Source organism: Cryptosporangium sp. NPDC048952 (assembly GCF_043197895.1).
Taxonomy (GTDB): Bacteria; Actinomycetota; Actinomycetes; order Mycobacteriales; family Cryptosporangiaceae; genus Cryptosporangium.
In genome coordinates this window covers 338,945-365,814 of sequence record NZ_JBICTY010000001.1, presented here as the reverse complement: position 1 = coordinate 365,814, position 26,870 = coordinate 338,945, and the positions used below count along the sequence as shown (strand labels likewise).

The following is a 26,870-nucleotide window of genomic DNA, read 5'->3' as shown; positions in this document are numbered from 1 at the left end:
AGCTAGTCACAGGCGTATCAACCTGAACTTCGACCGGCACCTAGCGTCAGTAGCACTATGGGGATCACCGGACGCGCTGCGATCGTCCGGCTGGGAGTGCTCGCAGTGCTGTGGGGGTCGAGTTTTCTCTGGGCCGCCATCGCGCTGGAGGGCCTCCCGCCGGGGGTACTCACCGTGGTCCGGCTCGCCTTGGGCTCCGCGCTGCTGCTCGCCGTCTGCCGGATCCGGGGCATCCGGATCCCCACCGAGCCGCGGGTGTGGATGCACCTGGCCGTGGTCGCGGCGATCGGCAACGTGATCCCGCTGCTGCTGTTCGCCTACGCGGTGCGGTCCATCGACTCGCACGTCGGCGGCATGCTGAACGCGACGACACCGCTCTGGACGCTGGCGATCGGCGTCTGCCTCGGCGGTGTGGGTCCCGTCCGCGGGCGCTATCTCGGCGGCCTGCTCGCGGGGCTGGTCGGCACGCTGATGGTCATCGGCACGTGGCCGCCCGGAGAAGGGCTGCCCGCGGTGCCGACGATGCTCGGGCTGACGGCAGCGGCCAGCTACGGCGCCAGTTACGTCTACATCGACCGCTACATGTCGCGCCTCGAGCGACCGCCGATCGCGCTGGCCGCCGGGCAGCTGGTGGCCGGCACCGGGCTCGCGTTGATCGCGCTGCCGGTGGCCGGACCGCACTCGCTGGAGGCCGTTCACCTCGGGCCGGCGGTCATCGTCGCGACGATCGCGCTCGGCGCGTTCTGCACCGGCCTCGCCACCGTGCTCAACATCCGTCAGGTGGCCGACGTCGGGCCGGCGGCGTCGGTGGTGCTCTACCTGCTTCCGATCGTCGCGGCGGTGCTCGGGTGGCTGGTGCTCGGCGAAAAAATCACTCCGTCGACGATCGTCGGAACTGCGATCGTGTTGGCCGGAGTGGCACTCACCAGGACGCCGCAGTTGACGACAGAGGAGAGAGCATCAGGTGGTAGCGGTTCACGGCTACGAGCTGGCACTGACCTGGACGGGTAACCAGGGAACGGGCACCAGCGCCTATCGGGCGTACAGCCGATCGCACGAGATCGTCGCGGAGGGCCGCCCACCGCTGTACGGATCGTCCGATCCGGCGTTCCGTGGCGAAACCGATCGCTGGAATCCCGAACAGTTGCTCGTCGCGGCGCTCTCCGCTTGCCACCTCATGTCCTACCTGCACGTGTGCGTCGAATCCGGCGTGGTGGTCGTCGACTACACCGACGCTCCGACCGGTTCGATGACGCAGACGCCCGGCGGTGGGGGGCGGTTCACCGAGGTGGTGCTCAAACCGTACGTGACGCTGGCGCGCAGCAGCGCGGACAAGGTCGAGTTGGCGACGCGTCTGCACCGCGACGCGAACGCGCGCTGCTTCATCGCGAGTTCGGTCAACTTCCCGGTGTCGCACGAGCCGACCGTGGTGGTGGAGGACTAGGACCTCCCGCGGCCCCGGTATTCGACCCGGAGCCGAACGCGGGAACGCATCGCGATCGCGGTAGCCACGAGAACGACCGCACCCCCGATCCCCGCCGCGACGACCCGGACTTCGCGCCGTCCCCGCGGCGGGGTGGTGTCGGCGGCCCCCGCGACCGCCGACCCCTCCGCCGTCTTCGGAGACGCTCGGCCCGCCGCTGTGGCCGGGTTCCGCGGATCCGCTGACCAGAGGCGCTCCAGACAGCGCAACTCGTCCGCATCAGCTCCGCACGCAGCGGCAAACGACCGCACGGTCCGGTAATCGATCGGGAACTGCTCCCCCGAGCAATAGCGGTGGAGCGTCGAACTCCCCACGCCCGCCCGGCGCGCGAGCGCCTTGTAACTCTGGTTCGACAGCGCCTTCAACCCACGCAGATAAACGGCCACACCGGCCGATTCAGCGGCTGGTCCCATCGAAAAAGTGTTTCCGATGGGACCAGCCAAAGCTATGCACCACCCGGCCGGTCCGACCGGGCAGCACGCCCGCCGGAACGGGACATCAGCAGGACGGCGACCAGGAGATCCGGATCTTGTCCACGGTGCCGATGTCCTGCCCGAACACCGAGGCATTGGGCGCCAGGCAGTACGTCCGCCCGTTCGAGAAGTGCAGCAGCGCCCCGTCGTCGTTCCGGCTGTTGAACACCAGGAACGCACCCCGACTCCGCGCCCCGAGATTCTGGTAGCCGGACGTCACGTCCCGGAACGCCGCCGTCGGTTTGTCGTCGAGGAAATTCTGAGCGGTCAGATAGAAGCAGACCCGCGGGTACTCACAACCCCATTTCGAACTGGCCTGCGCCGGCGACCCCACCGCGAACGAGCCGGCGAGCACCGACCCGATCACGGCAGCGGCCACCAGGACACGCTTGGTCCAGCCACTGCCAACCCCCGTGCGTAAAGACATGCGACTTTCTCCTCATCGGTGAGACAACACCGAAGAGGCTCACCCGCCCACCGCACCGCCACAACAAGTCCCGCCCCACCTGGGACGCGTCCCGTAAGAAACGACCCTGACCTGCTGGGACACGCAGAGAACGGGACGCCTACAGCCCGCGAATCTCCAGCACCCGCAACGCCAACGCGAGATCGAGCCGCAGCGCCGCGTCGTCAGTGAACGGACCCACGAGCTTCTCCAGCTTCGTGATCCGGTACCGCAACGTGTTGTAGTGAAAATGCAGCCGTCGCGCCGCCTCGGCCACCGTGCAGTTCGTCTCCAACAACACCGCCAGCGTCCGCCGCAGGTCCGCGTTCTCGGGCGTGTCCGCCGCCAACTCCCCGAGCACCTCCTCCACGAACCCACGCAGCTCCGACGTGTCGGGGATCAGCGACAGCAGCCGGTGCACGCCGAGCCGGTCGAAACTGGCCCGGGCTCCGTCGCCGTGCAGCCGACGACCGATCCGCACGGCCTTGCGGGCCTGCTCGTAGGCCCGCGGCAGCTCGGAGGGCTGCGACGCCGGCCGGGAGATCCCCAGCGAGAACGACCGCCGCCCGCCACCGCCGTCACCGACGACCTGACGCACCAGCTCGTTCACAGCCCGCTCGACGGCGTCCGCGCCCCCGCCGCCGGCCGGCAGCCCCAGCAGGACCACGACCTCCCGGTTGAAGTTCACCACCGGTGCGCGAGGATCCCGCCAGCGCACGACCGACTGCCAGGCCGTCGCGAACCGCTCCTGCACCGGCCGCAGCTCCGGGGCAGCGCCGGTCGGCGTCGTGACCGGGTCCAGCTCGGCGACCACCGCCACCAGCGGCCGCTCCACGTCCCACCCCAGCGTGCGCGCGTGGGCGACAGCGGCCGGCACGTCCTCGACCCGCCCGGTGAGCAGATCCCGCAGGAAGTCCGCCCGGTACTTGCCTTCCACGGCGTCGATGGCGAGCTGTTTGGTGACAGCGAGCGCGGCCACGGTGGCAGCTCGCTCGAGCGAGTAGACGTCGGCGGCGTCGAGCGGCACGTCGGAGAACGCGACGATCCGGCCGTGGTCGATCCGCCCGGCCACTATCGGCACCGTGGTGTGGAAACCGCCTTCGTGCGGGCGGACGCCGGTCGGTTCGTCGTCCACGCGGAACCGGCCGGTCGGGTCGAAGCAGCCGGTTTTCTGCAGGTCGTCGGCGTCACCGGCGCGGGCGTTCACCCGTCCGTCGGGCGTCGTGACGATCACCGGCCCGCCGAGGATGCGGGTCAGCTCGGCCGCGAGGTCGTCGAGCCCACCGCCTTCGAGGACGACGCTCACCAGCGCCCGGTGCACCTCGTCGGAGCGGGCCAGCACCGAAGCCTGCCGGTGCAGCAGCGCGCTGAGCACCTCGTTGAGGATGTCGTCGAAACCGACGGACTCGGCCACCTCGACGATCGGGAAGTTGCGCCGGTCGGCTTCGGCGAGCACGTCGGCCGGGAGTTCGTCGAGGTAGCGGTGCAGTTTGACCGCCAACGCGGCCAGCCCTCGCTCGTCGAGTTCGCGGACCAGGTCGATCAACTCGATCGTGCTGTGCTGCAGCGGGTAACCGGTGGTGAGCAGCAGCTCGTGCGGCTTCACCCAGGGAAGGATGTCCGGTACTTCCATGACGTTGAGCCGCTGGACGACACGGTCCAGCCCGCCCTCGCCGGCCAGCACGCGGGCGCCGGTCAACGTGCTCGCCTCGAGCACGTCACGCACTGGCAACCCGACCGGAGAAGCCGTCAAATTGGCCGAAGGACCCCGGCCATCCTTGGCAATTCTTCCCATGCCGACCACCGTAGACGCGGTCTTACGGTCAGCCACGTGGAAGGGGCCCTGCCTGGAGCTGCGTCAGCGTCACTGGCGCACGTTTTGAATGGGCCGGTCCGAATCGTCACGGTCACCGCCTCGCTCTCGCGCGCCCTGTACGTCACCACCGGCGATCCGGACGTCCCCGCGCTCTGCGTCGCCGCCGCCGATGCGGTGCGGGTTCCGTGCGCGGTCCTGCTCGGCCCCGGTGTCCCGGTTCCGACGGTTACGGTCGGTTCGCCCGCCCGCCTCGGCGAGGGCCGCGTCGAGTTCACCGACTCCGCCGTCGCCGTCGCCCGCTGGTGGCGCGCGTCCCGCCCGCAGGTGCCCCTTCTTCAGATCGACGACAGGCGGCGAACCATCGGCGCATGGGTCGAGCACACAGCGCCGACCGACGCGTCCCGCACCGCCGACACGGCTGCGCCGCTCGCGCCACCGGCCGACGTGCTCGCTGCGGCTGCGGCGCTCGAGCCCGGCCTCGCCGGGGGCCATCTCGGCGTAGCCGCGGCGCTGGGGAGCGGTCTCGCCGGGGGCGATCTCGGCACGGGAGTGCGCGCGCTGCTCGGGCGTGGGGAGGGGTTGACCCCGCTGGGGGACGACATCCTGGCGGGGATTCTCGTGACGTTGGCGGACCACGAAGCGGGGAGGGTAATGGGCTCGATGGTTGCCGAGGAGCTGGCGTCCCGACCGGGGGCCACGACCGCCGTGTCCGCCGCCCTCCTCACGCACGCCACCCGCGGCGAATGCATCCCCGAACTCGCCGCAGTGCTCACCGACCCGCTCGACCGGCTCGACTCCGCCGTCGAGGCTCTGCTGCGCGTGGGTCACTCCTCCGGCGGTGGCCTGCTGCACGGCGTCCGCATGGGCTTGAAAGTTCTGACCGGACCGAAAGGATTGGTGAAGTGACCGCTTTGCACCACATCGAGCTGCGGCGCGGCACGTACCGCGACTCGGTCCAGCTGCTCCAGGTAAGTCAGGCCGTGAGCGGCCTCGACGGGGTGTCCAGCGCGATGGTCGCGATGGGCACCGAACTCAACCTCGAGCTCATCGAGGGGATGGGCTTCGCGCTGCCGGACGACGCGTCCGCCGGCGACATGGTCGTCGCGATCGCCGCGGCCGACGAGACGACGCGGGACGCGGCGCTGACCGCGCTGGAGTCGGCGCTCGCGGCGAAGACCCCGCAGGCGAGCACGGACGCCACACTGCCGCCTCCGCGCACCGTCGGCGCAGCCGTGACCACCGCGGGAGCGAACCTGGCGCTGATCTCCACACCTGGGCGCTACGCGTTCGCCGACGCGGTGGACGCGCTGGACGCCGGCGCCTCGGTGCTGGTCTTCAGCGACAACGTGCCGGTCGAGCAGGAGATCGCGCTGAAGGACCTGGCCGCCGAACGCGGCCTGCTGGTGATGGGTCCGGACTGCGGCACCGCTGTCGTCGGCGGCGTTGGCCTGGGTTTTGCGAACGTGGTACGGCCGGGTCCGATCGGGATCGTGGCGGCGTCGGGAACCGGTGCGCAGCAGGTGCTGGCGCTGCTGGACGCCGCGGGCGTGGGTGTTTCGCACTGCCTGGGTGTCGGTGGACGCGACCTGTCCGCCGCTGTGGGCGGCCGTTCGACGCTCGCCGCGCTCGACGCACTCGACGCCGACCCGGCGACCGAGACGATCCTGGTGATCTCGAAGCCACCCGCCCCCGAGGTGGCCGACGCCGTCCGGGCCCACGCGGAAACGCTCTCGAAGCCAGTGGTGTTCGGGCTGCTGGGCAACGGCCGCCCGGATCTGACCGCGGTCGTCAGCGAGGTGCTCGGATCGAACGCGCCAGCGTCCTGGCCGAACTGGCTGCCGTCCGACGAGCCGCGCGACCTGGTCGCCCCGTTCAGCACCGGGTCGGGCGCACTGCGCGGCCTGTTCAGCGGCGGGACGCTCTGCGACGAGGCGATGGTGATCGCGTCCGCCGCACTCGGTCCGATCGCGTCGAACATCCCGCTCGACCCGGCCTGGGCGTTGGGTGGCGACTTGAAGACCGACGGCCACGCGATGATCGACTTCGGCGACGACGCGCTGACCGCCGGGCGTCCGCACCCGATGATCGACGGGACGCTGCGCCTGGACCGGCTGGCGGTGGAGGCGGCGGATCCGGCGTGCCGGGTCGTGCTGCTCGACATCGTTCTCGGGCACGGCGCGCACCCGGACCCGGCGAGCGAGCTGGCACCGGCGATCGCGTCCGCGCTGATCACCGCCGACCGGCCGTTCGAGGTCGTCGTCGCGCTGGTCGGGACGTCCGGCGACCCGCAGGGGCTGTCCCGCCAGGCTGCCGAGCTGCGTGGAGTCGGCGCCCGGGTGTTCCTGTCCAACGCCGAAGCCGCCCGCGAGGCGGTAGCGATCCTGCAGCCCTCCGAGGTGACCGAATGAATTCTTTTCGACCGACCCTTGCCGAGATCGCTCAGCCTTCCGGGGGTGAATGAGGTGGAAAAGAGTTCATTGAGTTCTTTGCTGACCGATGAGCCGTCGATCGTCACCGCCGGCGTGGACCTGTTCACCGAGGCGCTGACCGCGCAGGCCGCGGCCGTGACGCCGGTGGCCTGGCAGCCGCCCGTCGGGTCGGTGGACGCGCTGGCGCGGGTGATGGCCGACCGTCGGCGGGTCGCCGCGAACGCGTCGGCGCTCGACCGCATGCTGGCGGCGGGCGCGTCGCTCGTCGACGTCCGGCCGGCATCGGAGGTCGTCGGCCTGCAGGCGGGCCAGTTCCGGCACGCCGGGCCCCCGATCACGTGGGAGCGGGCGTCCGGACCTCTTCGTGGCGCGCTGATGGGTGCCGCGTTGTTCGAAGGGCTGGCCGCCTCCCCCGAGGAGGCCTCGAACCTCCTGTCCGGCGGTTCCGTGGAGTGGGCGCCGTGCCACTCCGACGGCGGCGTGGGCCCGATGGCAGGCGTGGTCTCGCCGTCGATGTGGGTGTTCGTCCTGCGTGACGAGGCACACGACCGGACGTCGTGGTGCTCGCTGAACGAGGGCCTGGGCAAGGTGCTGCGGTACGGCGCCTACGGGCCGGAGGTGATCGACCGGCTGCGGTGGATGTCGTCGGTGCTCGGCCCGGCGCTGCAGGCCGCGGTGCGGGAGCACGGACCGGTCGACGTGAAGGGGATCATCGCGCAGATGGTCCAGATGGGCGACGAGGGCCACAACCGGAACCGCGCAGGCACGCTCATGCTGCTCCGTGACCTGATGCCCGCGATGATCGACGCCGGTGTCGCGTCGTCGGACGTGGCTGACGTGGCCCGGTTCGTCGGCGGCAACGACCACTTCTTCCTGAACCTGGTGATGCCGGCGTGCAAGCTGCAGACCGCGGCGGCGTCCGGGATCCCCGGGTCGACGGTCGTCACGACGATGGCGCGCAACGGCACGGACTTCGGGATCCAGGTGTCGGGTACGGGTGACCAGTGGTTCACCGGGCCCGCGAACACGCCGCAGGGGCTGTTCCTCGGCTCGTACGGGCCCGATGACGCGAACCCCGACATCGGCGACTCGGCGATCACCGAGACTGCGGGCATCGGCGGGTTCGCGATGGCGAGCGCGCCGGCGATCGTCCGGTTCGTCGGCGGGACGGTGACGGACGCGCTGCGCACGAGCCGGGAGATGTACGGCATCACGACCGGCGAGAACGCCGCGTACGCGCTGCCGATCCTCGACTTCCGCGGTGCGGCGACCGGCATCGACGTGACGAAGGTGGTTCGTTCCGGCGTGCTTCCCCAGATCAACACGGGCATGGCGGGGCGGGTCGCGGGTGTGGGGCAGGTGGGGGCGGGGTTGGTGACGCCCCCGATGGAGTGCTTCGAAGGTGCGCTGGACGCGCTCGCGGAGGCCGCTCCCCCGCTTTCCTGAGTCGTCTCGCGGCGGCCGCGGGGCCGTGGCGGCGGCCGTCGCGGAGGCCGTTGCGGAGGCCGCTGCAACTTTCGGAGCGTCGCGCCGGGAGTGGCCGGGGTGCGGGTAGGTGGCGGCGTCCGAAATGTCTGGGGCGTCGTTGACCTGGGCCGATGTCTCGAGTGCGAGGGTCGCTGCCCCTCCTGCGGTACCCCCGCACCGCCGGAGTTCGGACCCCACGGCGGCCCTCGCACTTCTAGCCGCCGCTCCCGTGCCATTGCCCCCGGCACGCGGAGCGGCGGCTCTGCGTTGAACCGTTCGTGCTGGTCGATGAGGCTCGAACGGGGTACGGCAGGATGGCGGGCATGAACCCGCAGGTCGGCTACCCGGCTCCGTCGGCACCGCCGAGGCCGTTGGCGTCATCCGTCAACCGCTGGGTCGCCCGAATCCTGGACGGGCTGATCCTTTTCGTCCCCGTGGCGCTGTTTTTCATTGTGTTGTTCGGCATCCCGCTGTTCCTGTCGCTGGCGAGCAGCGAAGGCAACGGTGCGTCGGAGGGCGGCGTCCTGCTCTGGATGTTCGTGGCGTTCGTCGGGTACGTGCTGGCTATCGCAGCGACCCTGGCGCTCACCTATTGGTACGCGGTGAAGTACCAGGTCAGACATGGTGGGCAGACGCTCGGCAAGCGGTGGCGCGGGATCCGGGTGGTAGGTCTGGACGGCGCCGGGATGACGGCGCCGCAGGCACGTAGGCGCTGGCTGGCGTCCGACGGCGTGGCGGTGTTGGGCAGCATCCCCTTCCTGGGAGCGCTGATCGGCATCTACGTACTCTTGGACAACCTGTGGCTGCTCTGGGACAAGCCCAACAAGCAGTGCGCGCACGACAAGTACGCGAAGACGATCGTGGTGGAAGCAGCAGATGGGTGAGGTGATCCGGTGACCCCGATCCCCGGTTGGTATCCCGACCCGGCGGATCCGGACACGCAGCGGTACTGGGACGGCGAGCAGTGGCTCGGTGCCCCGCTGCCCGTGAGCGCCACGCCACCGCCAGGCCCTCCCGCCGTCGAGCCACCCCCTCCCCCCGCCCCGACTGCGCCAACCGCGCCGACGCCCCAGACCGGCTGGACACCCGGCTGGACACCACCGTCGTCCGGCGGCTCCGGCTCGGGCGCCTCCGATACGGGCACACCCGAAACAGGTCCGGCCCGCCCAAAGGCCCCGACCTGGGGCAACCCACCCAAAACCCCCACTCCGGGCCCCAACACTCCGGGCCCCGGCGCACCGGTCTCGGGCGCACCGGTGTCCGGCGCTACGGGCCCCGGCACCACGGGCCCCGGCACCACGGGCCCCGGCACCACGGGCCCCGGCACCACGGGCCCCGGCACCACGGGCCCCGGCACCACGGGCCCCGGCGCCACGGGCCCCGGTGCGCCCGGCTACGGTGCGCCTGGCCCGGGCGCGCCCGGCGCGCAGGGGCAGCCCGGCTGGCCCGCTGGGCAGGGCGGCGCGCCCGGCGCGTCGGGGAAGCCTCGGTGGGGGCAGCCGCCGGTGCAGCTCCCCCCGCTGCCACCGGGTCACATCCGCATCCCCGGCACCACCACCACGATGCCGATCGACACCACGAAGCTCGCGCCGCTCGGCCTGCGCGTGCTCGCCCGCGTGATCGACGTCGTCGCGGTGTTCCTGCTGTGCCTGATCGTCAACGGCTACTTCTACCTGCAGTTCGCCGAGGAGATCGGGCCGAACATCAACGACATCCTGGTCGGCCAGGAGACCCTCTCGGCAGAGGCCAGCCGCCTGAACTGGATCATCTTCGTCCTGACGATCGGCCTCTGGTTCGCCTACGAGGTGCCCGCCACCGCCAACAGCGGCCAGACGCTCGGCAAGCGCATCGTCGGCATCCGGGTCATCCGCGTCGTCGACGACAAGTCGTTGACCTTCGGCCAGTCGATCCGGCGCTGGCTGATCCTGATGCTGCCGAGCCCGGCGGTGAGCTTCCTGTGCGGCCTCCCGCTGCAGATCGCCGACCTGCTGTGGTGCCTCTGGGACCGCCCGGGCCGGCAGTGCCTGCACGACAAGGCCGTGACCTCGATCGTCGTCCGGTCCGCCGCGGTGCCGGTCCCGGCGAAGACCGAGGCCAAGGCCGAGAAGTCCGATCGATGAGGAGCCTGAAGATGCCGCTGACCCGCGCCGACCTGGACACGATCCCCCGCTACGTGGCCGGCCGTAACCCGAGCGACGTCGCACGCGAGGTCGGCATCCCGGAGGCGGTGAAGCTGGCCAGCAACGAGGTGCCGTTCGGCCCGCTGCCGGGCGTCGTCGAGGCGGTCGCGGAGGCGGTGGCGCAGACCCACCGCTACCCCGACCCTGCCGTCGTCGCGCTGCGCAACCGACTCGGCGAGCGCTACGGGGTCGCCCCGGACCGCCTGGTCTCCGGCTGCGGCTCGGTCGCGCTGGCCGAGCACATCGTGCGCGCCGCGGTGCTGCCGGGCGACGAGGTGCTCTACTCCTGGCGCTCGTTCGAGGCCTACCCGATCATCGCGACCTCGTGCGGCGCGACCAGCGTCCGGGTCGCGAACCTGGAGAACCACGCCCACGACCTGGACGCGATGGTCGACGCGGTCACCGACCGGACGCGGGTCGCGATCGTCTGCACGCCGAACAACCCGACCGGACCGGCGGTGCGCCGGGACGATCTGGAGCGGTTCCTCGACCGGGTCGGCCCGGACGTCCTGGTCGTCATCGACGAGGCGTACCGGGAGTTCGTCCGCGACCCCGAGGTCCCCGACGGGCTCGACGTCGCACGCAACCGCCCGAACGTCGTCGTGCTGCGGACGATGTCGAAGGCCTGGGGCCTGGCCGGCATCCGGGTCGGCTGGCTGGCCGCCGACCCGCAGGTGGCCGAGGCCGTCCGCAAGGTCGTCACGCCGTTCTCGGTGAACCATGTCGCTCAGGCGGCGGCGCTGGCCGCCCTGGACGCCGAGGACGAGATGAAGCGGCGGGTCGACGTCGTGGTGGCCGAGCGCTCCCGGGTGCACGCCGCCGTGCGGGAACTCCGGCCCGACGTGCCGGACACCCAGGCCAACTTCGTCTGGCTGCCGCTCGGTGACGACGCGCTGGACTTCGCGACGAACTGCGAGAAGCGTGGCGTCATCGTGCGGCCGTTCGCCGGGGACGGCGTGCGCGTGACGATCGGTACGCCGGCCGAGAACGACATGTTCCTCAGTGCGGCTCGCGAGCTACTCGCCTGACGTAGTCGCGCAGTACCGGCACCAACTGCGCGAGCGAGGCGGTGTCCACCCATTCCTCGTCGCCGTGGTGGCCGCCGCCGATCGGGCGGGTGACAGCGCACGGTACGCCGACCGCGGCGTACTGCGCCGCGTCACTCGACCCGAACGAGAGACAGCTCCCGCACGTCACTCCGGTGACCCGCTCGACGCTGCGCGCGAACTCCGCGAGCAGCGGGTCGGTGAGGTCGTGCTTCACCGGCGGGAACAGCACGAGCAGCTCCAGGTCGGCGCTGTGTCGGCGGCAGATCTCCGCGACGTCACGCTCCACCGCGGCGAGCTCCGACGGCCCCATCACCCGGATGTCGAGCACCGCTTCGGCCTGGTCGGGCAGCTGGTTGGGTGCGGTGCCCGCCCGCAGGAAGCTGATGTTGAGCGTGTCGACATGCGGGTCATCGATCGGGAACCGCCGCCGGATGTCGGCGAGCAGATCCAGGAGCTTCATCGAGGCGCTCTCGCCGGTCCACGGCCGTGACCCGTGCACCGGCACGCCGTACGTGCTCACGCGCACCCGCCAGGCGCCCTTTGCCACTTCTTCGAGCTGCCAGTTGTCGCCGCCGTCCGGCAGCACCGCCACGCGCGGCCGGTAGCCCTCGTCCTGGAGCAGCAGCTTCACGCCGAGGTCGCGGGTCTCCTCGTCGGTCGTGATCATCACACCGAGGTCGTAGCGCTGCAGATCGGCTCCGAGCTCGTCGATCAGCACCAGGTAGGCCGCGATCGCGCCCTTCATGTCGAACACACCGCGCCCGACGGCCCGGCCGCCGTCACGCTTCAGCGTGAACAGGTGCTCGGGGCCCGGGACGACGTCCAGATGAGCGGTGAGCATGACCGCGGGCGACAGCGTCGGACGCACGGTGGCCACCAGCGCTCCGAAGCCGTCCTGGTCGAACCGGCGAACCAGCATCCCGCGCTCGGAGAGGTACTCCCCAATGAAGTCGAGGCCTTCCTCGCACGCGATCAGGTTCCCGGACACCGTGGGCAGCTCCACCAGTCGTTCCAGGATCGCCAGCAACGATTTCACGGCGCCCGGATCGGCCTCGAGCTCGTCCCGCTCCAACAAAACTCCGAACCTCCTAGGCCATGGCCTGTACCTCTTCGTCGTGCTTCGCGGCACCGTCCCGGGCCCAGAGCCGCGCGTACACCCCGTCGACGGCGATCAGGTCGGCATGCGTGCCCTGCTCGGCGATCCGGCCGTCGACGAGCACGACGATACGGTCGGCGCGTGCGGCGGTCGCGAGCCGGTGGGCGATCACGACCGTCGTTCGGCGCCGCGACAACGCGTCACCCGCCGCCAGCACCACGGCCTCGCTGGCCGGATCGAGCGCGGCCGTCGCCTCGTCGAGCAGTAGGACGTCGGGATCGACGAGCTCGGCGCGGGCCAGCGACACCAGCTGCCGCTGCCCCGCGGACAGCCCGCCGCCACGCTCGGAAACCGAATGACGGAATCCGTCACGGATCGCACCGACCATCCCGATCGCACCGACCGCGCGGGCAGCCTGCTCGACGGACGCCGGAGGGCTGCTCGGGCGGCCGTAGCTGATGTTCGATGCCACGTCACCGGTGAACAGGTGCGCTTCCTGCGGGACGACGCCCAGCCGGGCGCGGTAGTCGGCCAGCCGGAACCGGCGCACGTCCACGTCGTCGACCAGCACCGCGCCGTCGGTGACGTCGTAGAAGCGCGCGAGCAGCTTCAGCACCGTGGACTTGCCGGCGCCGGTCTCCCCGACCAGCGCGACGGTTTCCCCCGGCTCGATCGTCATCGAGACGCCCCGCAGCGCCTCGGTGTCGGCGTTGGCGTAGCGGAACCGGGCGTCGCGCAGTTCGATGCGCCCCGACAGGTGCGCGGGCACCGGCTCCGGGTCGTCGGTGTCGCTGACCGACGTCGGGGTGCGCAGCAGGTCGCCGATGCGGCCCAGGCCGATGCGGGCCTGCTGGTAGCCGTCGAAAACCTGGGAGAGCTGCTGGATCGGCTGGAAGAACAGGCCGAGATAGAGCAGGAACGCGGTCAGGATGCCGGGCGTGACATCGCCGTCGGCGATGCGGTGCGCGCCGACCGCGAGCACGGCCGCCTGCGCCAGGTCGGACAGCAGCCCGATGAACGGGAAGAACGTCGCGATGTAGGTCTGAGCACGCATCCGGGACCGCCGGTAGGCGTCGCTGCGGCCGGCGAAGTCGGCCGCCGACCGCTCCTCCCGCACGTAGGCCTGCGAGACGCGCAGGCCGGCGACGTTCTCCTGGAAGTCGGCGTTCACGATGCTGACGCGTTCCCGCGCCTGTTCGTAGGCCACCGCGGAGAGCCGCCGGAAGATCAGCGTCGTGATCACCACGATCGGCAGGACCGCCAGCGCGACCAGCGCCAGCCCGGCGTCGACGATCAACAGCGCACCGGTGACGCCGACGATCGTGAGGACGCTGACCACGGCGGTTGCCAGGCCGGTCTGCAGGAACGTCGAGAGCGCGTCGACGTCGGTGGTCATCCGCGTCATGATGCGCCCGGCCAGCTCGCGCTCGTAGTAGTCGAGCCCGAGTCGCTGCAGGTGCGCGAAGCTGCGGATCCGCAGCAGGTAGAGCACCTGCTCACCGGCCTTCGACGCGGTGACGGTCTGGGTGCGGACCGCCACCCAGTCGACGAGGACCACGACGACGCCGAGCAGGCCCGCGACGGCCAGCTGGGCACGGGAGTTCCCGACCACACCGGCGTCGATCGCGTGCTGTGCCAGCAGCGGGAACGCGACGGTGGCCAGCGCGTCGACAGCGATCAGGGCGACGGTGGCCCACAGCAGCCAGCGCACCGGCCGGAGCAGCAGGCCGAGCCGGAACCGCGGGTCGGGGGCGCGCGGGTCGACGCCCGGCAGTTCCGGCACCTCGTCGGCCGGTGGCAACGCCCGCACCTGCTCGAGCAGCTCGGGCGTGGCGGGCATGCCGCCCTGGTCGCCGTGCAGCCCGATCGACGCCCGGCCACCGCTGGCGGGTTCGCGGGCGGCGACGAGCGGGTCCGTGGCGTTCTCGACCGCGGGCCAGAGCTCCGGGGTGATGCCCGTAGCGTCCGGATCGGGGGCGGCGCCCTGATCGCCGACCGGGTCCGCCTCGGGGCCGTCCTCCGGACCGGCCAGCAGCGACCGGAACAGCGGGCTCCGCTCGGTGAGCTCGGCCTGGGTGCCGACGTCCACGAGGCGACCGCCGTCGAGCACGGCCACCCGGTCGGCCAGCGCGAGCGTCGACCGCCGGTGGGCGATGAGGATCGTCGTGCGGTCGGCGGTGACCTCGCGCAACGTCGCGTGGATCGCGGCCTCGGTGACGTTGTCGACAGCGGACGTCGCGTCGTCGAGCAGGAGGACGCGGGGGTCGGTGAGCAGCGCGCGGGCGAGCGCGATCCGCTGGCGCTGACCGCCGGAGAGCGTCAGGCCGCGCTCACCGACGAGCGTGCCGTAGCCGTCGGGCAGCGCGCTGATGAACCCGTGCGCCTCGACGGCACGCGCGACGGCCTCCACCTCGGCGTCGGTGGCGTCGGGCCGGCCGTAGGCGATGTTCGCCCGCACCGTGTCGGAGAACAGGAACGCTTCTTCGAAGACGACGCCCAGCGCCCCGCGCAGGTCGGCCAGCCGTAGGCGCCGGACGTCGATGCCGCCCAGCGTCACCGCGCCGGAGCGGGTGTCGTAGTAGCGCCCGATCAGCTGCGCGACAGTGCTCTTCCCGGAACCGGGCGGACCGACCAGCGCGAGCGTCTCGCCCGCGCGCACCTCCAGCGTGAGGTCGTCGATCGCCGTGTCGCCCTCGGAGTAGCCGAAGACGACGTGGTCGAGGCCGATCGGGAGCGGCCCGTCGGGCAGCGGCTCGGGGTCAGCGGGGTCGACGACGCCGGGCTCGCTCTCGATCACGTCGTAGACGCGCTCCACGCCGGCGCGGGCCAACTGGCCCTGGGTGAGCAGCCCGGACAGCACCCGGGTGGCGCCGGCCAGCGTGGCCAGGTAGGCCGCGAACGCGACGAACGTACCGATCGTGATGCGGTCGGTGAGCGCGAGCCAGCCACCGAGCGCGAGCACCGCGACCTGCCCTAGCTGCGGCAGCGCGGCGAGCGTCGGTGTGAGCACCGCGTTGATGCGGGCCGCGCGCATCCGGTCGGCGAACAGCCGGCGCGCAGACGTCTCCAGCTCGGCGATCTCGCGGGCCTCCTGCGCGAAGCCCTTCACGACCCGGACGCCGGTAACCGCTTCCTCGACCCGCTCGGCGACCTCTCCGGCGCGCTGCTGCGCCGACCAGGTGGCCGGGAACAGGCGCTGGCGGCTGCGGCCGGCGGCCCAGGCGACGGCGGGGGTGACCGCGAGCGAGACCAGCGTCAGCGGCACCGAGAGCGAGAACATCGCGACGACCGCGATGACGAACAGCAGCACCATGCCGAGCGAGAACGGGACGAACGCCAGGATGCCCTGCACGAGCTGCAGGTCGGAGATCGCACGCGAGACCACCTGGCCGGTGCGCAGAGAGTCCTGCCGGGGCCCGTCGAACTTTTGCAGCGTGGCGAACACAGCGTTTCGCAGGTCGTGCTGCACGTCGAGCGAAAGCTTTCCGGCGGTGTAGCGGCGTAGGAAGATCGCGCCGAAGCGCACCAGCCCCAGACCGGCCAGAATCACCGTGATCAGCGTGACCCGATTGACCCGACCGGCCACCGCGTCATCGATGGCCTCCCTGGTCAACAGGGGTACGACGCCTTCCACGAGGGTGGCGCCCAGCGATGCGGCGATGACCCCTACGACGAGACCGGGGTGGCGGCTCCAACTAGCGGCGAAGAGACGGCGGATCCATCCGGGAGTGGGGGCGGTCGACACATTCGGAGATTACTTCGCTCCTCCGACAATCTGCCGAGCCGCAGGTCGCGGCTACCCCGCGAGGCTCTGGCCGGCGAAGTCGGCGGCCGACTTGTTCCGCAGCTGCGCCCGATTCTTGGCGAACTGCCGCCGGTAGTCGGTCGCCGTCACCCCGAAGTGCGCCTTGAACCGCCGCGCGAAGTAGTTCTGGTCGGGCCACCCCACCGACCGGCCGATCTGCGTCACCGGCTCGTCGGTGTCGAGCAGCAGCTCAGCGGCCTTCTCGACGCGGTGCCGGGCCAGGTAGGCCATCGGCGGCAGGCCGGTCGCGGACTTGAACAGGCGCACCAGGTAGCCCGACGTCAGGTGCAGCTCGTCGGCCAGCTCGGCGAGCGTCCACGGGTCCGCCGGACGCTCCTCCAGCAGGCGCATCGCGTTGAGCACCGCGCCGTGCGTCGGGCCGGCCGGTTCACCCTCGCGGGCGGCACGCGCAACGACGCTGAGCGACAACGTCAACCGCGCCAGCATGTCGCCGCGGTGCGTCAACGTCGACTCGGACCCCAGCTCGGCCAGCGCATCCAGGTGGTCGGCGCACTCGGCGAGCCGGGAGTCGGATAACTGTGCGTTGAGCACTCCGCGTCGCTGCATCGCCATCGGCCCGGTCCACAGCAGGTACCCCATCCCGGGGTCCTCCCGGCACCACGCCAGTTCCCGATTGAGGATCTCCGCGCCGAAGCACAGGTTGTAGAGCCGTAAGTCGCGGCACTCCTCGTAGCTGTGCCACACCCCCGGCCGCAGCACCACCACGTCGCCCCGGCGCAGTGGATCCCGACCGGCCGGCGTCACGTGGACACCTTCCCCGCCGAGGACGAACGCCAGCTCGAAAAAACTATGCGTATGCGTCTTCTGTACCGTGGTGTGAAGGTAGCGAAGGGCGCGCGCCTGGGCGCCTTCGCGCAGGTAGAGAAGGCCGCCCTTGCCTTCTCCCACCGGGTCGGTCCGCATGTTCCGACGCTACCGCGCGAAGACGCGGAAGTTAATTTCGTGCTACCCGGGGCGCATCGAAGGCTATCGACGCCCCTGTGACGTAGCGCATGCTTCCTGGCCAAGACCGGGCGATGAACCGTTTCAATTCATCACCCGACACAGCCGTCCCGGAGGTGAGGCCATGCCCGCGCACACGCGCACCCGGCCCGCGAAGCAGGCGCCCGCCGCCGATCCGCCGTCCGTCCGGACGACGAAGAAGCGCCAAGGGAGCCGGCTCTGGCTCTTCCTGGTCCCGGCGCTGGCGCTCTACGCATTCGTCGTCCTGGTCCCGAGCGGACGCGGCGCGATGCTCGCGTTCACCGACTGGGACGGGCTGAGCCCGGACCGCGCCTGGATCGGCCTCGACAACTTCACAGCGATCTTCGACGACGCGGACGCCCGCTCCGCCGTCTGGCAGACGCTGCTGGTCGCGGTGGCGATCACGATCATCCAGAACGCGGTCGGCCTGCTGCTGGCGCTCGGCGTCAACTCTCGGATCAAGAGCCGCAACGTCCTGCGGGTCTTCCTGTTCGCCCCCGCGGTCATGACGCCGGTCGTCGTCGGCGCGCTGTGGAAGAACCTGCTCGCGCCGGACGGCGCCGTGAACTGGGCGCTGGACACGTTCGGCCTCAGCAGCCTCAAGCAGGACTGGCTCGGCGACCCGAACGTCGCGATCTGGTCGGTCGTCGGCGTGGTCGTCTGGCAGTTCGCCGGCTACTCGATGGTGATCTTCCTGGCCGGCCTGCAGGGCATCCCGCAGGACGTCTACGAGGCCGCCGACATCGACGGCGCCGGCCCGGTCCGCCGCTTCCGGCACGTGGTGTTCCCGCTGCTCGCACCGGCCACGACGATCAACCTGATGCTGTCGATCATCGGTGGACTCAAGCTGTTCGACCAGGTCTGGGTGATGACCGGCGGCGGCCCGGGCCACTCCAGCGAGACGCTCTCCACGCTGATCTACAAGGACGCGTTCCAGTTCGGCGAGTTCGCGTACAGCATCGCGCTCGCGATCGTCCTGACGATCTTCGTCGCGATCATCTCCAGCGGCCAGTACGGGCTGCTCCGCAGGCAGGAGGCCGCGACTTCATGAAGGGCACAGTCTCATGAGGACCTACACCTGGCGGACGTTCGCCCTCGAGTTCGTCATGCTGGCCGTCACCGTCGCGTTCGCGTTCCCGCTCTACGTGCTGGTCAACCTGTCGCTGCGCGACCCGCGGGACACCGCGTCCGCGGCCAGCCTCACGACGTCACCCACCGGTCAGAACTATGCCGACGCCTGGCAGCAGGCGGGTCTCGGCGGGGCGATCCTCAACAGCGCGCTGGTGACGATCGCGAGCGTCGTGATCATCGTGCTGGTCTCGTCGCTCGCGGCCTACGCGCTGGCCCGGTCGACCGCCGCCTGGTCACGCGCCACGTTCCTGCTGGTCATGCTCGGTCTGCTGCTGCCGTTCCAGCTCGCGCTGCTGCCGCTCTACCAGACGATCCGCGACCTGCACCTGCTCGGGACGCCGTGGGCGCTGGTGCTGTTCTACAGCGGTCTGCAGGTGCCGTTCGCGACGTTCCTGTACGTCGGTTTCCTGCGTGCGCTGCCCAAAGACTACGAGGAAGCCGCGCTGCTGGACGGCGCCTCTCCGTTCCAGGCGTTCCGCAGCGTCGTCTTCCCGCTGCTGCGGCCGATCACCGGCACGGTCGTGATCCTCAACGCGGTGCTGGTCTGGAACGACTTCCTCACGCCGCTGCTCTACCTGAGCGGCAGCACCCAGCAGACGATCCCGGTCGCGATCTTCGGCTTCCTGGGCCAGTACAGCTCCCAGTGGGAGCTGGTCTTCGCCGGCCTGGTCATCGGGTCGATCCCGATCCTCGTCGTCTATTTCGCCATGCAACGCCACATCATCAAGGGCTTCGCCGGAGGGCTGAAGGGTTGAACATGCTGACCCCGTACGCACTGAGTACTGACGGCCGTTCCACGCCGCTGGGCGTCGACGAGCGAACCCCGTTACTGTCCTGGCGCTTGCGGTCCGACCGCAACGGCGACCTGCAGACCGCCTACCGCCTCGAGGTCACCGCCAACGGTGTCACCGCGTGGGACACGGGCCGGGTCGACAGCCCGGAGAACAGCGGCATCGCGTACGACGGCCCGACGCTGCAGTCGCGCACCCGCTACGACTGGCGCGTCACGGTCTGGGACGCCGACGGCGCCGAAGCCGGCACCGCCGAGTCGTGGTTCGAGACCGCGCTGCTCCACCCGGACGAGTGGGAAGGCGTCTGGATCGCCCGCGACCCGAACGTCCACCCGCCGTTCGACCCGCCGGTCGTCGACGACCTGACCGACCGGGTGCGGCACCTGCCCGCACCGCCGCACCTGCGCCGGTCGTTCGAGCTGGACCGCAAGCCGGTCCGGGCGCGCCTGTACGCCACCGCCCGTGGCGTCTACGAACCGCGCCTGAACGGTGCGAAGGTCGGCACCCAGGAGCTCGCACCCGGCTGGACCGAGTACCGCACCCGGCTGCTGTACCAGACCTACGACGTCACGGACGCCCTCATCGAGGGCGAGAACGTGCTCGGCGCGGTCCTCGTCGACGGCTGGTACGCCGGGTTCATCGGGTTCGACAGCAGGCACCAGGCCCAGCACTACGGCGACGCTCCGCAGTTCCTCGCGCAGCTGCACCTGGAGTTCGCCGACGGCTCCACCCGCACCGTCGCCACCGACGCCGACTGGGTCGAACGGCCGGGCGCGATCCGCTACGCCGACCAGCTGATGGGCCAGTACGAGGACGGATCCCGGACCCTGACCGGATGGGACGCGGCGGGCTACGACGCCGGTGACTGGACGCCGGTGATCGTCGCCGACGCGGTACCCGGGTCGCTCGTGGCCGAGCCGGACGAGCCGGTGCGGGTCACCGAGGACCTGGCCGCCGTCTCGGTGACGGCGGTCGGCGACGGCCGCCACCTCGTCGACTTCGGCCAGAACATGGTCGGCCGGGTGCGTCTGACGATCCGCGGCGCGAAGCCGGGCCAGCGGATAGTGCTGCGCCACGCCGAGGTGCTGACCGACGGTGAGCTGTACCTGGAGAACCTGCGTACCGCCGAGGCGACCGACATCTACCTGGCTGCCGGGCGCGACACAGAGGTCTTCGAGCCGCAGTTCACGTTCCACGGGTTCCGGTACGTCGAGGTCACCGGATACCCGGGCCTCCTGGCCGGGAAAGACGTCGTCGGGCGGGTGCTGCACAGCGACGTCGACTTCACCGGCGAGTTCTCGTCGTCCGACGAGCTCGTCAACAAGCTGTACGGCAACATTCGCTGGGGTCAGCGCGGCAACTGGGTGTCGGTGCCGACCGACTGTCCGCAGCGCGACGAACGGCTCGGCTGGCTCGCCGACGCGCAGATCTTCGCGCCGACCGCGACACGCAACGCCGATGTACAGGCGTTCTTCGCCCGCTGGCTGACCGACGTGCAGGCCGGCGCGACGTCCGGCGGCGCGTTCCCGGACGTCTCCCCGAGGGTTTCGATGCTCATCGAGGGCGCACCGGCCTGGGGCGACGGTGGCGTCATCATTCCGTGGCTGCTCTACCGGACCTACGGCGACGTGCGGACGCTCGAGCGCTCGTACGACTCGATGGTGGCCTGGATCGAGCACGTCCACCGCCACAACGCGGACCTGATCTGGCGTCACCGCACCGGCAACAACTACGGCGACTGGCTCCAGGTCGACGCGGAGACCCCGCGCGACCTGCTGGCCACCGCGTACTTCGCGCAGAGCGTCGCGCTGGTCGCCGCCGCGGCACGCGCCCTCGGCCGGGACGCGACAGCGTACGAGGACCTGCACGGTCGCATCCGGGACGCGTTCCAGCGGGAGTTCGTCGAGGACGAGGGCCGGGTCCAGGGCGACACCCAGACCGGCTACCTGCTCGCGCTCGCGTTCGATCTGCTGCCACCGACGTCGGTGGACAAAGCGGTCCAGCGGCTCGCGGCCGACGTCGAGAAGCGCGACCACCACCTGACCACCGGCTTCGTCGGTGTCGCACTGCTCTGTCCGGTGCTCACGAAGTACGGGCGGGCGGACCTCGCGTACGCACTGCTGCACCAGGACACCTACCCGTCCTGGGGGTACTCGATCGCCCACGGCGCCACCACGATCTGGGAGCGCTGGGACGGCTGGACCACCGACCGTGGATTCCAGGCGGCCGAGATGAACTCGTTCAACCACTACAGCCTGGGCTCGATCGGCGACTGGCTCTACGGCGGCGTCGCCGGCATCGGCCAGACCCCGGACTCGGTCGGCTACCGCGAGCTCGACCTGCGTCCGGCGGTCGGCGGCCGGTTGACCTGGGCCAGGGCGAGCCAGGAAACGGTCCGCGGCCGGGTGGCGTCCGGCTGGCGCCTCGACGGCGACCAGGTCGTCGTCGACGTGGAAGTTCCGCCGGGCGCAACGGCCGACCTGGTCGTACCGACCTCCGACCCGTCTTCCGTCCGTGAACTCGCCCCCGGTGAGTCCGCGCCGGCCGACGGCCAGGCCACGTCCGGCGGCGAGTCCGTGCAGGCCGACGGCTCGGCGACGCTCGGCGGCGAGCCCGCCGAGGGCGGGCTGCGCGTGCGGCTCGGCTCCGGCACCTACCGATTCACCGCATCCCGATAAACCCCCGAAACCCCCTCCCGGGAGGACATCGATGTCCAGAAAGCGGATTCTCGCGACCGCAGTGATCGCGGCGAGTCTTGCGCTCACCGCAGCGTGCTCCGGTGGCACCAACGCGGCCAACGAGAGCAGCGGCGGCGGTGACACGCTGCGGATCGCGTCCGTCGCGACCGACCGCGTCGGCGTCGAGGCACTCATCGCCGAGTTCAAGAAGAGCAACCCGAACGTCGACGTGACGACCTCGTTCGCCGACACCGACCAGTACCAGGGCACGCTGCGGACGCAGCTGGCCAGCGGTACCGCTCCGGACGTCTTCTTCGCGTGGCCCGGCAACGGCAACCCGGGCGCGATCGAGGTGCTGGCCCCGACCGGCTACATCCAGGACCTGTCCGACCGCCCGTGGGTCAAGGACATCCCGGACGGGATCAAGCCGGTCACCGTGGTCGACGACAAGACCTACGTGGTGCCGCTGACGTTCGCCGGCATCGGCGCGCTCTACAACAAGCAGGCACTGGCCGACATCGGCGGCACCGAGCCGAAGACCTGGTCGGAGATGCTGACGCTCTGCGCCACCGCCAAGTCGAAGGGCAAGGCGCTGTTCGCCCTGGGCAATCAGACGAACTGGGTCACGCAGCTGGCCGACTACGCGCTGGCCGCGACGCTGGTCTACGGCAAGACGCCGGACTTCGCCCAGCAGATGACCGACGGCAAGGCCACGTTCGCGGACTCGGCGTGGAAGACCACGCTGGACCAGTACCTGGAGATGAACAAGAAGGGCTGCTTCTCGGCCAACCCGCTCGGCACGTCGATCGAGAACGCGATCTCGCAGGTCGCGTCCGGCAAGTCGGTCGGCATGATCCACGTGACGTCAGGCCTCAACCAGCTTCAGTCCGAGGCCCCGAGCGGTACCGAGTTCGGCATGTTCGCGGTGCCGGCGACCGACAACGCGGCCGACACCTGGCTGCCGGGTGCGGCAGGCGGCTCGTACGCGGTGAACGCGAAGACGAAGAACGAGGACCTCGCGCTCAAGTTCATCGACTTCCTGGGCACGCCCGCGGCGATCAACATCTACGCGAAGGAAACCGGCAACCTGCCGGGTATTCCGAACGACCAGTTCACCGCCGACCCGGCCCTGCAGCCGCTGGTCGACGCGCAGAAGGCCGGCAAGACGGTTCCATTCATGGACCAGCTCTGGCCGAACCCGAAGGTGCAGAACGTGCACTTCGCAGCGATCCAGGACATGTTCTCGGGTAAGGCGACCCCGGACCAGGTCCTGACCCGCATGGACGAGGCGTACAAGGGTTAGACCGGCAACAACAAGGCGGGGCGGCCCCGAGGGGTCGTCCCGCCGTTTATTCCGTCCCGATGGTCAGTGGGTGGTGAGCTCCAGCGCCCAGCGCATCCGCTCCGCCGCCACTTCCGGGTGCTCGCCGTATTCGGCCGCGAGCCAGCAAGCGCAGCCGGTAGGGCCACCGAAGCTCCGCAGACTGACGTCGATCGCTGCTTCCACCTCTGCGGGCGTCGGGCGCTCGGAGGGCTGCAGCGGACTGACGAACAACGCCTCGGCCGCCACTGCAAGCGACATGTAGATCACTCCTTTCTCTCGACTCGATCACCCATTCCTACCTTATTCCTACCCAAACAACGCCTCTAACTCGCGTGACGTGCGCATTCGACTTCCGTTCACCGGGGCCATTCCCGGTCGCCCACCATTCCGCCGGTCACGTCCATAAACCGGTCCGCCATCGCGCTAACGGCGACGGTGGGTTCTCAGGTATAGGTGCAGATCCTCGTAGCTGCCGTCGGACGGGCCGGCGGCAGCACGGGCCAGGTCCAGCCAGGTTCCGACGCTCGGCCGTACCCGCTTGATCGCCGCGGTGAGGTCGGCCTGCTCGATCGGGCGCGCCTGCCCGCGCCGCAGCGAGTCCGACAGCGCCGAGTCGGCCGCGCTCTCGACCACCCGGCGCAGGTCGGCGGCGGAATACCCGGCCGCCGCTTCGGCGACCTCCGCGAGGTCGAAGTCGGCGACCATCCGGTCACGCAGCTGGAACCGCAGTATCGCGGTCCGCGCCGTGCTGTCCGGTGGCGCGATCAGCACCATCCGGTCGAGCCGCCCCGCGCGGCGCAGCGCCGGATCGAGGTCCCACGGCCGGGTGGTGGAGGCAAGCACGAACACACCGGAGTCGGCGCGGGCCAGCGAATCGAGCTCGAACAGCAGCTGGTTGACGACCGCCCGCAGCGTGCTCGGATTCTGCAGCCGCGAGCGCTTAGGGCCGATACCGTCGATGTCGTCGAGGAACAGCACGCACGGCGCGTTGCGGCGGGCGGTGGCGAACACCGCGTGCATCCGCCGTTCGGCCGCCGGATTGGACGCCAGCAACTCCGCCGTCGGCGCGGGCCGGTCGAGCAGGTCGGCGCGGCCCACCCGGTAGAAGTTCGCGCGCAGCTCACCGGCGATGGCCCGCGCGACGAACGCCTTGCCGCACCCAGGCGGGCCGTAGAGCAGCAGACCGCCGGTGGTGCGCTTGCCGAACGCCCGGGCCAGTTCGGGACTGCGGATCGGGGCGATCGCCCGCTCGATCCGCTCCTTCGCGTCGGACGCGCCCGCGACGTCGGCCAGCGACAGATCAGTGAAGACGACCCCGTCGACGTCACCCTCGCCGACCGGATCGGGCAGCCCGTCGTCCACCCGGCCGACGTCGGGTAGGTCCCCCACCTGGGCCTCGGCAGCGTCCCAGTCGAAGCCGGAGCGGCCCACCATCGCCGGATCCGCGCTCGGCCGGTCAGCCGCCACCCGGCTGCCCGGGCGGGTGGCGCCGAGCTCGGCGGATGCGCGACGCAGCAGCGCGATCGCCTCTTCGTTGGCGGGGTCGGACCGCAGCACGGTCGAGCAGTGCTCGAGCGCCTCGGCCGCGCGCCCGCGGTCGAGCAGGAGACCGGCGACGTGCAGACGCAACGGGATGTCGCCCGCGGCTGCGTCGACCGCAGCCAGCAGGCTGGCCAGGAGCGGATCCTCCTCTGCCGGTCGCATGCGCGAAGAGTATCGGCCTTCGCTATGCGTCGTTCCCTGACGGTGCACAGCTCACATCAGTTCCACCCGAACAGCTGATGCTCACATGAGCACGAGAGCCACCGCGGTGGCGGCCAGACCCTCGCCGCGGCCGGTGAAGCCCAGACCGTCGGTCGTGGTTGCGGAGATCGACACCGGGCCACCGATCGCCATCGCGAGCGTCCGCTCGGCCTCGGCCCGGCGGGTGCCGATCCGCGGCGACTCTCCGATCAGCTGGATCGCGACGTTTCCCACCACGAAGCCCGCGGCGCGGACCCGGGACGCGGTCTCGGTGAGCAGCGCGACCCCGGACGCACCGGCCCACTCCGGCCGATCGGTGCCGAAGTTGGTACCGAGGTCACCGAGGCCGGCGGCGGAGAGCAACGCGTCGCACGCGGCGTGCGCGGCGACGTCACCGTCGGAGTGCCCGGCGAGCCCGGGCTGGTCAGCCCACTGCAGGCCCGCCACCCAGCACTCCCGACTCTCGTCGTAGGCGTGCACGTCGTTGCCGATGCCGACGCGGGGCAACTTCGGCGCCGGCTCGTCGACGAGCACCGGAGCGCCCAGCGGAGCGGGGCTGATCGGCGCAGGGAGCTCGGACCCCAACTGCACGGTGTCCGGGATCTCTGGGAGTGCGGGCAGTGGCTCAGGTGTGGTCGTCACACCCGCGAGCCTGCCACGCCGCTCTCCGCGGCGAGCACGGCGGCAGCGACGACGAGATCGAACGGGCGCGTCACCTTCAACGCCGACGAGTGCCCCGGCACGGTGTGCACCGGCAAGCCGAGCCGCTCGACCAGCCCGGCGTCGTCGGTCGGTGCCAGCCTTTCTGGGAACTCCTCGCAGGCCGCGTGCGCCTCGGCGAGCACCGAGCGGGCGAATCCCTGCGGCGTCTGCACCAGCCGGAGCCGCTCGCGGTCGATCGTGGACGAGGCGGTGCCGTCCTCGCCGAGCTGACGAACGGTGTCGACGACCGGCAGCACCGGAACGACGGCCGGATGCCCGGCACGCACCGCTGCGGCGACCGCGTCGGCGAGTTCCGGTGGCGCGAGTGCCCGCGCGGCATCGTGCACCAGCACGACGTCGCAATGAAGAGGGGCAGCAGCCAACGCGGCGGCCACCGACGCCTGCCGGGTACCGGCACCCTCGACGACCACCAGTTCGGCCGTGAGCACCACCGGAGCGAGCAGGTCGCGCACGGTTTTCGTAGCGCCCGGCGGAGCGGCGACGACGACGGCCGCCACGCTGTCCGCCGCGGCCAGCCGCCGCACGGCGTGCACCACCAGCGGTTCCCCGCCGAGGTGCCGAAGAGATTTGGGGGCCCCAGGACCAAGACGCTCGCCCCGGCCGGCGGCCGGGACGAGCGCTACGGTGTCCTGTGTGGAACTAAGACGCAAGGACCTTGTCGAGCAGTTGCTCGGCGTCGTCCTTACCGGTTCCCTCGGCGAGGGCGAGTTCGCCGACGAGAATGTCACGAGCCTTGGCGAGCATGCGCTTCTCTCCGGCGGAGAGGCCACGCTCCTTGTCACGGCGCCACAGGTCGCGGACGACCTCGGCCACCTTGTTCACGTCGCCGGAGGCGAGCTTCTCGAGGTTCGCCTTGTAGCGACGCGACCAGTTGGTGGGCTCCTCGGTGTGGGGAGCGCGGAGAACCTGGAAGACCCGGTCCAGACCCTCCTCGCCCACCACCTCACGGACGCCGACGATTTCAGCGTTCTCAGCAGGGACGCGAACAGTGAGGTCGCCCTGCGCGACCTTCAGGACGAGATACTGCTTTTCGACACCCTTGATCGTTCGGGTTTCGATGGCCTCGATGAGAGCGGCCCCGTGGTGGGGGTACACAACGGTCTCGCCGACGGTGAAAGTCATGAGTCGGAAACCCCTTTCGCTGTGTCAAGGATAACACGGCGTCACCGCGATCGGGCATGGTCTAGCCCACTGAAACCGCAGGTCAGGGGACGTGACAAAACTCTTGGAAGCTTGACAGCCGCACCCTCGAC

The 26,870-nt window shown here is 70.7% G+C and carries 23 protein-coding genes; 12 read left to right on the top strand and 11 right to left on the bottom strand.

The window, feature by feature from the left end; genetic code table 11:
- Positions 1 to 57 precede the first annotated feature (57 nt).
- Both ACGFY5_RS01715 and ACGFY5_RS01710 read left to right on the top strand, forming a co-directional pair.
- The gene (locus ACGFY5_RS01715) at positions 58 to 1,011 is read left to right on the top strand and encodes a DMT family transporter (RefSeq protein ID WP_392716195.1); all 954 of its coding nucleotides are present in this window, start codon (positions 58 to 60) and stop codon (positions 1,009 to 1,011) included.
- Positions 965 to 1,444 (top strand): OsmC family protein, encoded by a 480-nt coding sequence (locus ACGFY5_RS01710; RefSeq protein WP_392716193.1) that lies wholly within the window; start codon positions 965 to 967, stop codon positions 1,442 to 1,444. The genes ACGFY5_RS01715 and ACGFY5_RS01710 overlap by 47 nt, the downstream gene beginning before the upstream one ends.
- Here the strand turns inward: ACGFY5_RS01710 and ACGFY5_RS01705 are convergent.
- The 3 genes from ACGFY5_RS01705 to ACGFY5_RS01695 form a co-directional block, all read right to left on the bottom strand.
- Positions 1,441 to 1,896, bottom strand: a complete 456-nt coding sequence (locus ACGFY5_RS01705) for a helix-turn-helix domain-containing protein (protein ID WP_392716191.1) — start codon at positions 1,894 to 1,896, stop codon at positions 1,441 to 1,443. The two genes, ACGFY5_RS01710 and ACGFY5_RS01705, sit on opposite strands and share 4 nt — an antisense overlap.
- Before the next feature lie 85 nt (positions 1,897 to 1,981).
- Entirely contained in the window at positions 1,982 to 2,383 is a 402-nt protein-coding gene (locus ACGFY5_RS01700) for a hypothetical protein (protein ID WP_392716189.1), read from the bottom strand.
- 139 nt (positions 2,384 to 2,522) lie between these two features.
- Entirely contained in the window at positions 2,523 to 4,196 is a 1,674-nt protein-coding gene (locus tag ACGFY5_RS01695) for a PucR family transcriptional regulator (protein ID WP_392716187.1), read from the bottom strand.
- Between the two features lie 36 nt (positions 4,197 to 4,232).
- Here ACGFY5_RS01695 and ACGFY5_RS01690 point away from each other — a divergent pair, with 36 nt between their 5' ends.
- From ACGFY5_RS01690 to hisC, 6 genes are all read left to right on the top strand, one after another.
- Complete coding sequence (locus ACGFY5_RS01690; RefSeq protein ID WP_392716185.1) at positions 4,233 to 5,123, top strand: DUF2877 domain-containing protein; 891 nt, start codon at positions 4,233 to 4,235, stop codon at positions 5,121 to 5,123.
- Positions 5,120 to 6,625 (top strand): FdrA family protein, encoded by a 1,506-nt coding sequence (locus tag ACGFY5_RS01685; protein ID WP_392716183.1) that lies wholly within the window; start codon positions 5,120 to 5,122, stop codon positions 6,623 to 6,625. The genes ACGFY5_RS01690 and ACGFY5_RS01685 overlap by 4 nt, the downstream gene beginning before the upstream one ends.
- Before the next feature lie 45 nt (positions 6,626 to 6,670).
- Entirely contained in the window at positions 6,671 to 8,092 is a 1,422-nt protein-coding gene (locus ACGFY5_RS01680) for a DUF1116 domain-containing protein (RefSeq protein WP_392716181.1), read from the top strand.
- A gap of 344 nt (positions 8,093 to 8,436) precedes the next feature.
- Entirely contained in the window at positions 8,437 to 8,997 is a 561-nt protein-coding gene (locus ACGFY5_RS01675) for an RDD family protein (RefSeq protein ID WP_392716179.1), read from the top strand.
- A gap of 9 nt (positions 8,998 to 9,006) precedes the next feature.
- Complete coding sequence (locus ACGFY5_RS01670; RefSeq protein ID WP_392716177.1) at positions 9,007 to 10,233, top strand: RDD family protein; 1,227 nt, start codon at positions 9,007 to 9,009, stop codon at positions 10,231 to 10,233.
- On the top strand, positions 10,230 to 11,321 hold the full coding sequence (gene hisC / locus ACGFY5_RS01665; RefSeq protein ID WP_392716175.1) for a histidinol-phosphate transaminase: 1,092 nt from the start codon (positions 10,230 to 10,232) through the stop codon (positions 11,319 to 11,321). Before ACGFY5_RS01670 ends, hisC begins: the two co-directional genes overlap by 4 nt.
- On the opposite strand, the gene ACGFY5_RS01660 is transcribed toward hisC, so the two are convergent.
- Genes ACGFY5_RS01660 through ACGFY5_RS01650 form a run of 3 tightly spaced genes read right to left on the bottom strand, consistent with a single transcriptional unit; the run spans position 11,293 to position 17,167 of the window.
- Positions 11,293 to 12,414, bottom strand: coding sequence for a M20 family metallopeptidase (locus ACGFY5_RS01660; RefSeq protein WP_392716173.1), 1,122 nt, complete (start codon positions 12,412 to 12,414; stop codon positions 11,293 to 11,295). The two genes, hisC and ACGFY5_RS01660, sit on opposite strands and share 29 nt — an antisense overlap.
- Positions 12,415 to 12,430: 16 nt before the next feature.
- Entirely contained in the window at positions 12,431 to 16,183 is a 3,753-nt protein-coding gene (locus tag ACGFY5_RS01655; protein WP_392716171.1) for an ABC transporter ATP-binding protein, read from the bottom strand.
- Positions 16,184 to 16,234: 51 nt separating this feature from the next.
- Positions 16,235 to 17,167 carry a helix-turn-helix domain-containing protein gene (locus ACGFY5_RS01650; RefSeq protein WP_392716169.1) on the bottom strand — a complete coding sequence of 311 codons (933 nt, stop codon included), beginning with the start codon at positions 17,165 to 17,167 and terminating at the stop codon, positions 16,235 to 16,237.
- Between the two features lie 163 nt (positions 17,168 to 17,330).
- On the opposite strand from ACGFY5_RS01650, the gene ACGFY5_RS01645 reads away from it, so the two are divergent.
- Genes ACGFY5_RS01645 through ACGFY5_RS01630 form a run of 4 tightly spaced genes read left to right on the top strand, consistent with a single transcriptional unit; the run spans position 17,331 to position 23,130 of the window.
- Positions 17,331 to 18,278 (top strand): carbohydrate ABC transporter permease, encoded by a 948-nt coding sequence (locus ACGFY5_RS01645; RefSeq protein WP_392716167.1) that lies wholly within the window; start codon positions 17,331 to 17,333, stop codon positions 18,276 to 18,278.
- Between the two features lie 13 nt (positions 18,279 to 18,291).
- Complete coding sequence (locus tag ACGFY5_RS01640) at positions 18,292 to 19,113, top strand: carbohydrate ABC transporter permease (RefSeq protein WP_392716165.1); 822 nt, start codon at positions 18,292 to 18,294, stop codon at positions 19,111 to 19,113.
- A gap of 2 nt (positions 19,114 to 19,115) precedes the next feature.
- Positions 19,116 to 21,827, top strand: coding sequence for a family 78 glycoside hydrolase catalytic domain (locus ACGFY5_RS01635; RefSeq protein WP_392716163.1), 2,712 nt, complete (start codon positions 19,116 to 19,118; stop codon positions 21,825 to 21,827).
- A 31-nt stretch (positions 21,828 to 21,858) separates the two neighbouring features.
- Entirely contained in the window at positions 21,859 to 23,130 is a 1,272-nt protein-coding gene (locus tag ACGFY5_RS01630; protein ID WP_392716161.1) for an ABC transporter substrate-binding protein, read from the top strand.
- Positions 23,131 to 23,193: 63 nt separating this feature from the next.
- Here ACGFY5_RS01630 and ACGFY5_RS01625 read toward each other — a convergent pair whose 3' ends face one another.
- The 5 genes from ACGFY5_RS01625 to ACGFY5_RS01605 form a co-directional block, all read right to left on the bottom strand.
- Positions 23,194 to 23,409 (bottom strand): hypothetical protein, encoded by a 216-nt coding sequence (locus ACGFY5_RS01625; protein ID WP_392716159.1) that lies wholly within the window; start codon positions 23,407 to 23,409, stop codon positions 23,194 to 23,196.
- A gap of 165 nt (positions 23,410 to 23,574) precedes the next feature.
- Complete coding sequence (locus tag ACGFY5_RS01620; RefSeq protein WP_392716157.1) at positions 23,575 to 24,855, bottom strand: AAA family ATPase; 1,281 nt, start codon at positions 24,853 to 24,855, stop codon at positions 23,575 to 23,577.
- An 81-nt stretch (positions 24,856 to 24,936) separates the two neighbouring features.
- Positions 24,937 to 25,428: a 2-C-methyl-D-erythritol 2,4-cyclodiphosphate synthase gene (ispF, locus tag ACGFY5_RS01615; RefSeq protein WP_392718607.1), complete on the bottom strand. Its 492-nt coding sequence runs from the start codon at positions 25,426 to 25,428 to the stop codon at positions 24,937 to 24,939.
- A 104-nt stretch (positions 25,429 to 25,532) separates the two neighbouring features.
- Positions 25,533 to 26,267 carry a 2-C-methyl-D-erythritol 4-phosphate cytidylyltransferase gene (gene ispD, locus ACGFY5_RS01610; RefSeq protein WP_392716155.1) on the bottom strand — a complete coding sequence of 245 codons (735 nt, stop codon included), beginning with the start codon at positions 26,265 to 26,267 and terminating at the stop codon, positions 25,533 to 25,535.
- A complete protein-coding gene (locus ACGFY5_RS01605; protein ID WP_073254331.1) occupies positions 26,257 to 26,739 on the bottom strand; it encodes a CarD family transcriptional regulator in 483 nt (160 codons plus the stop codon). The genes ispD and ACGFY5_RS01605 overlap by 11 nt, the downstream gene beginning before the upstream one ends.
- Between the last annotated feature and the right edge of the window lie 131 nt (positions 26,740 to 26,870).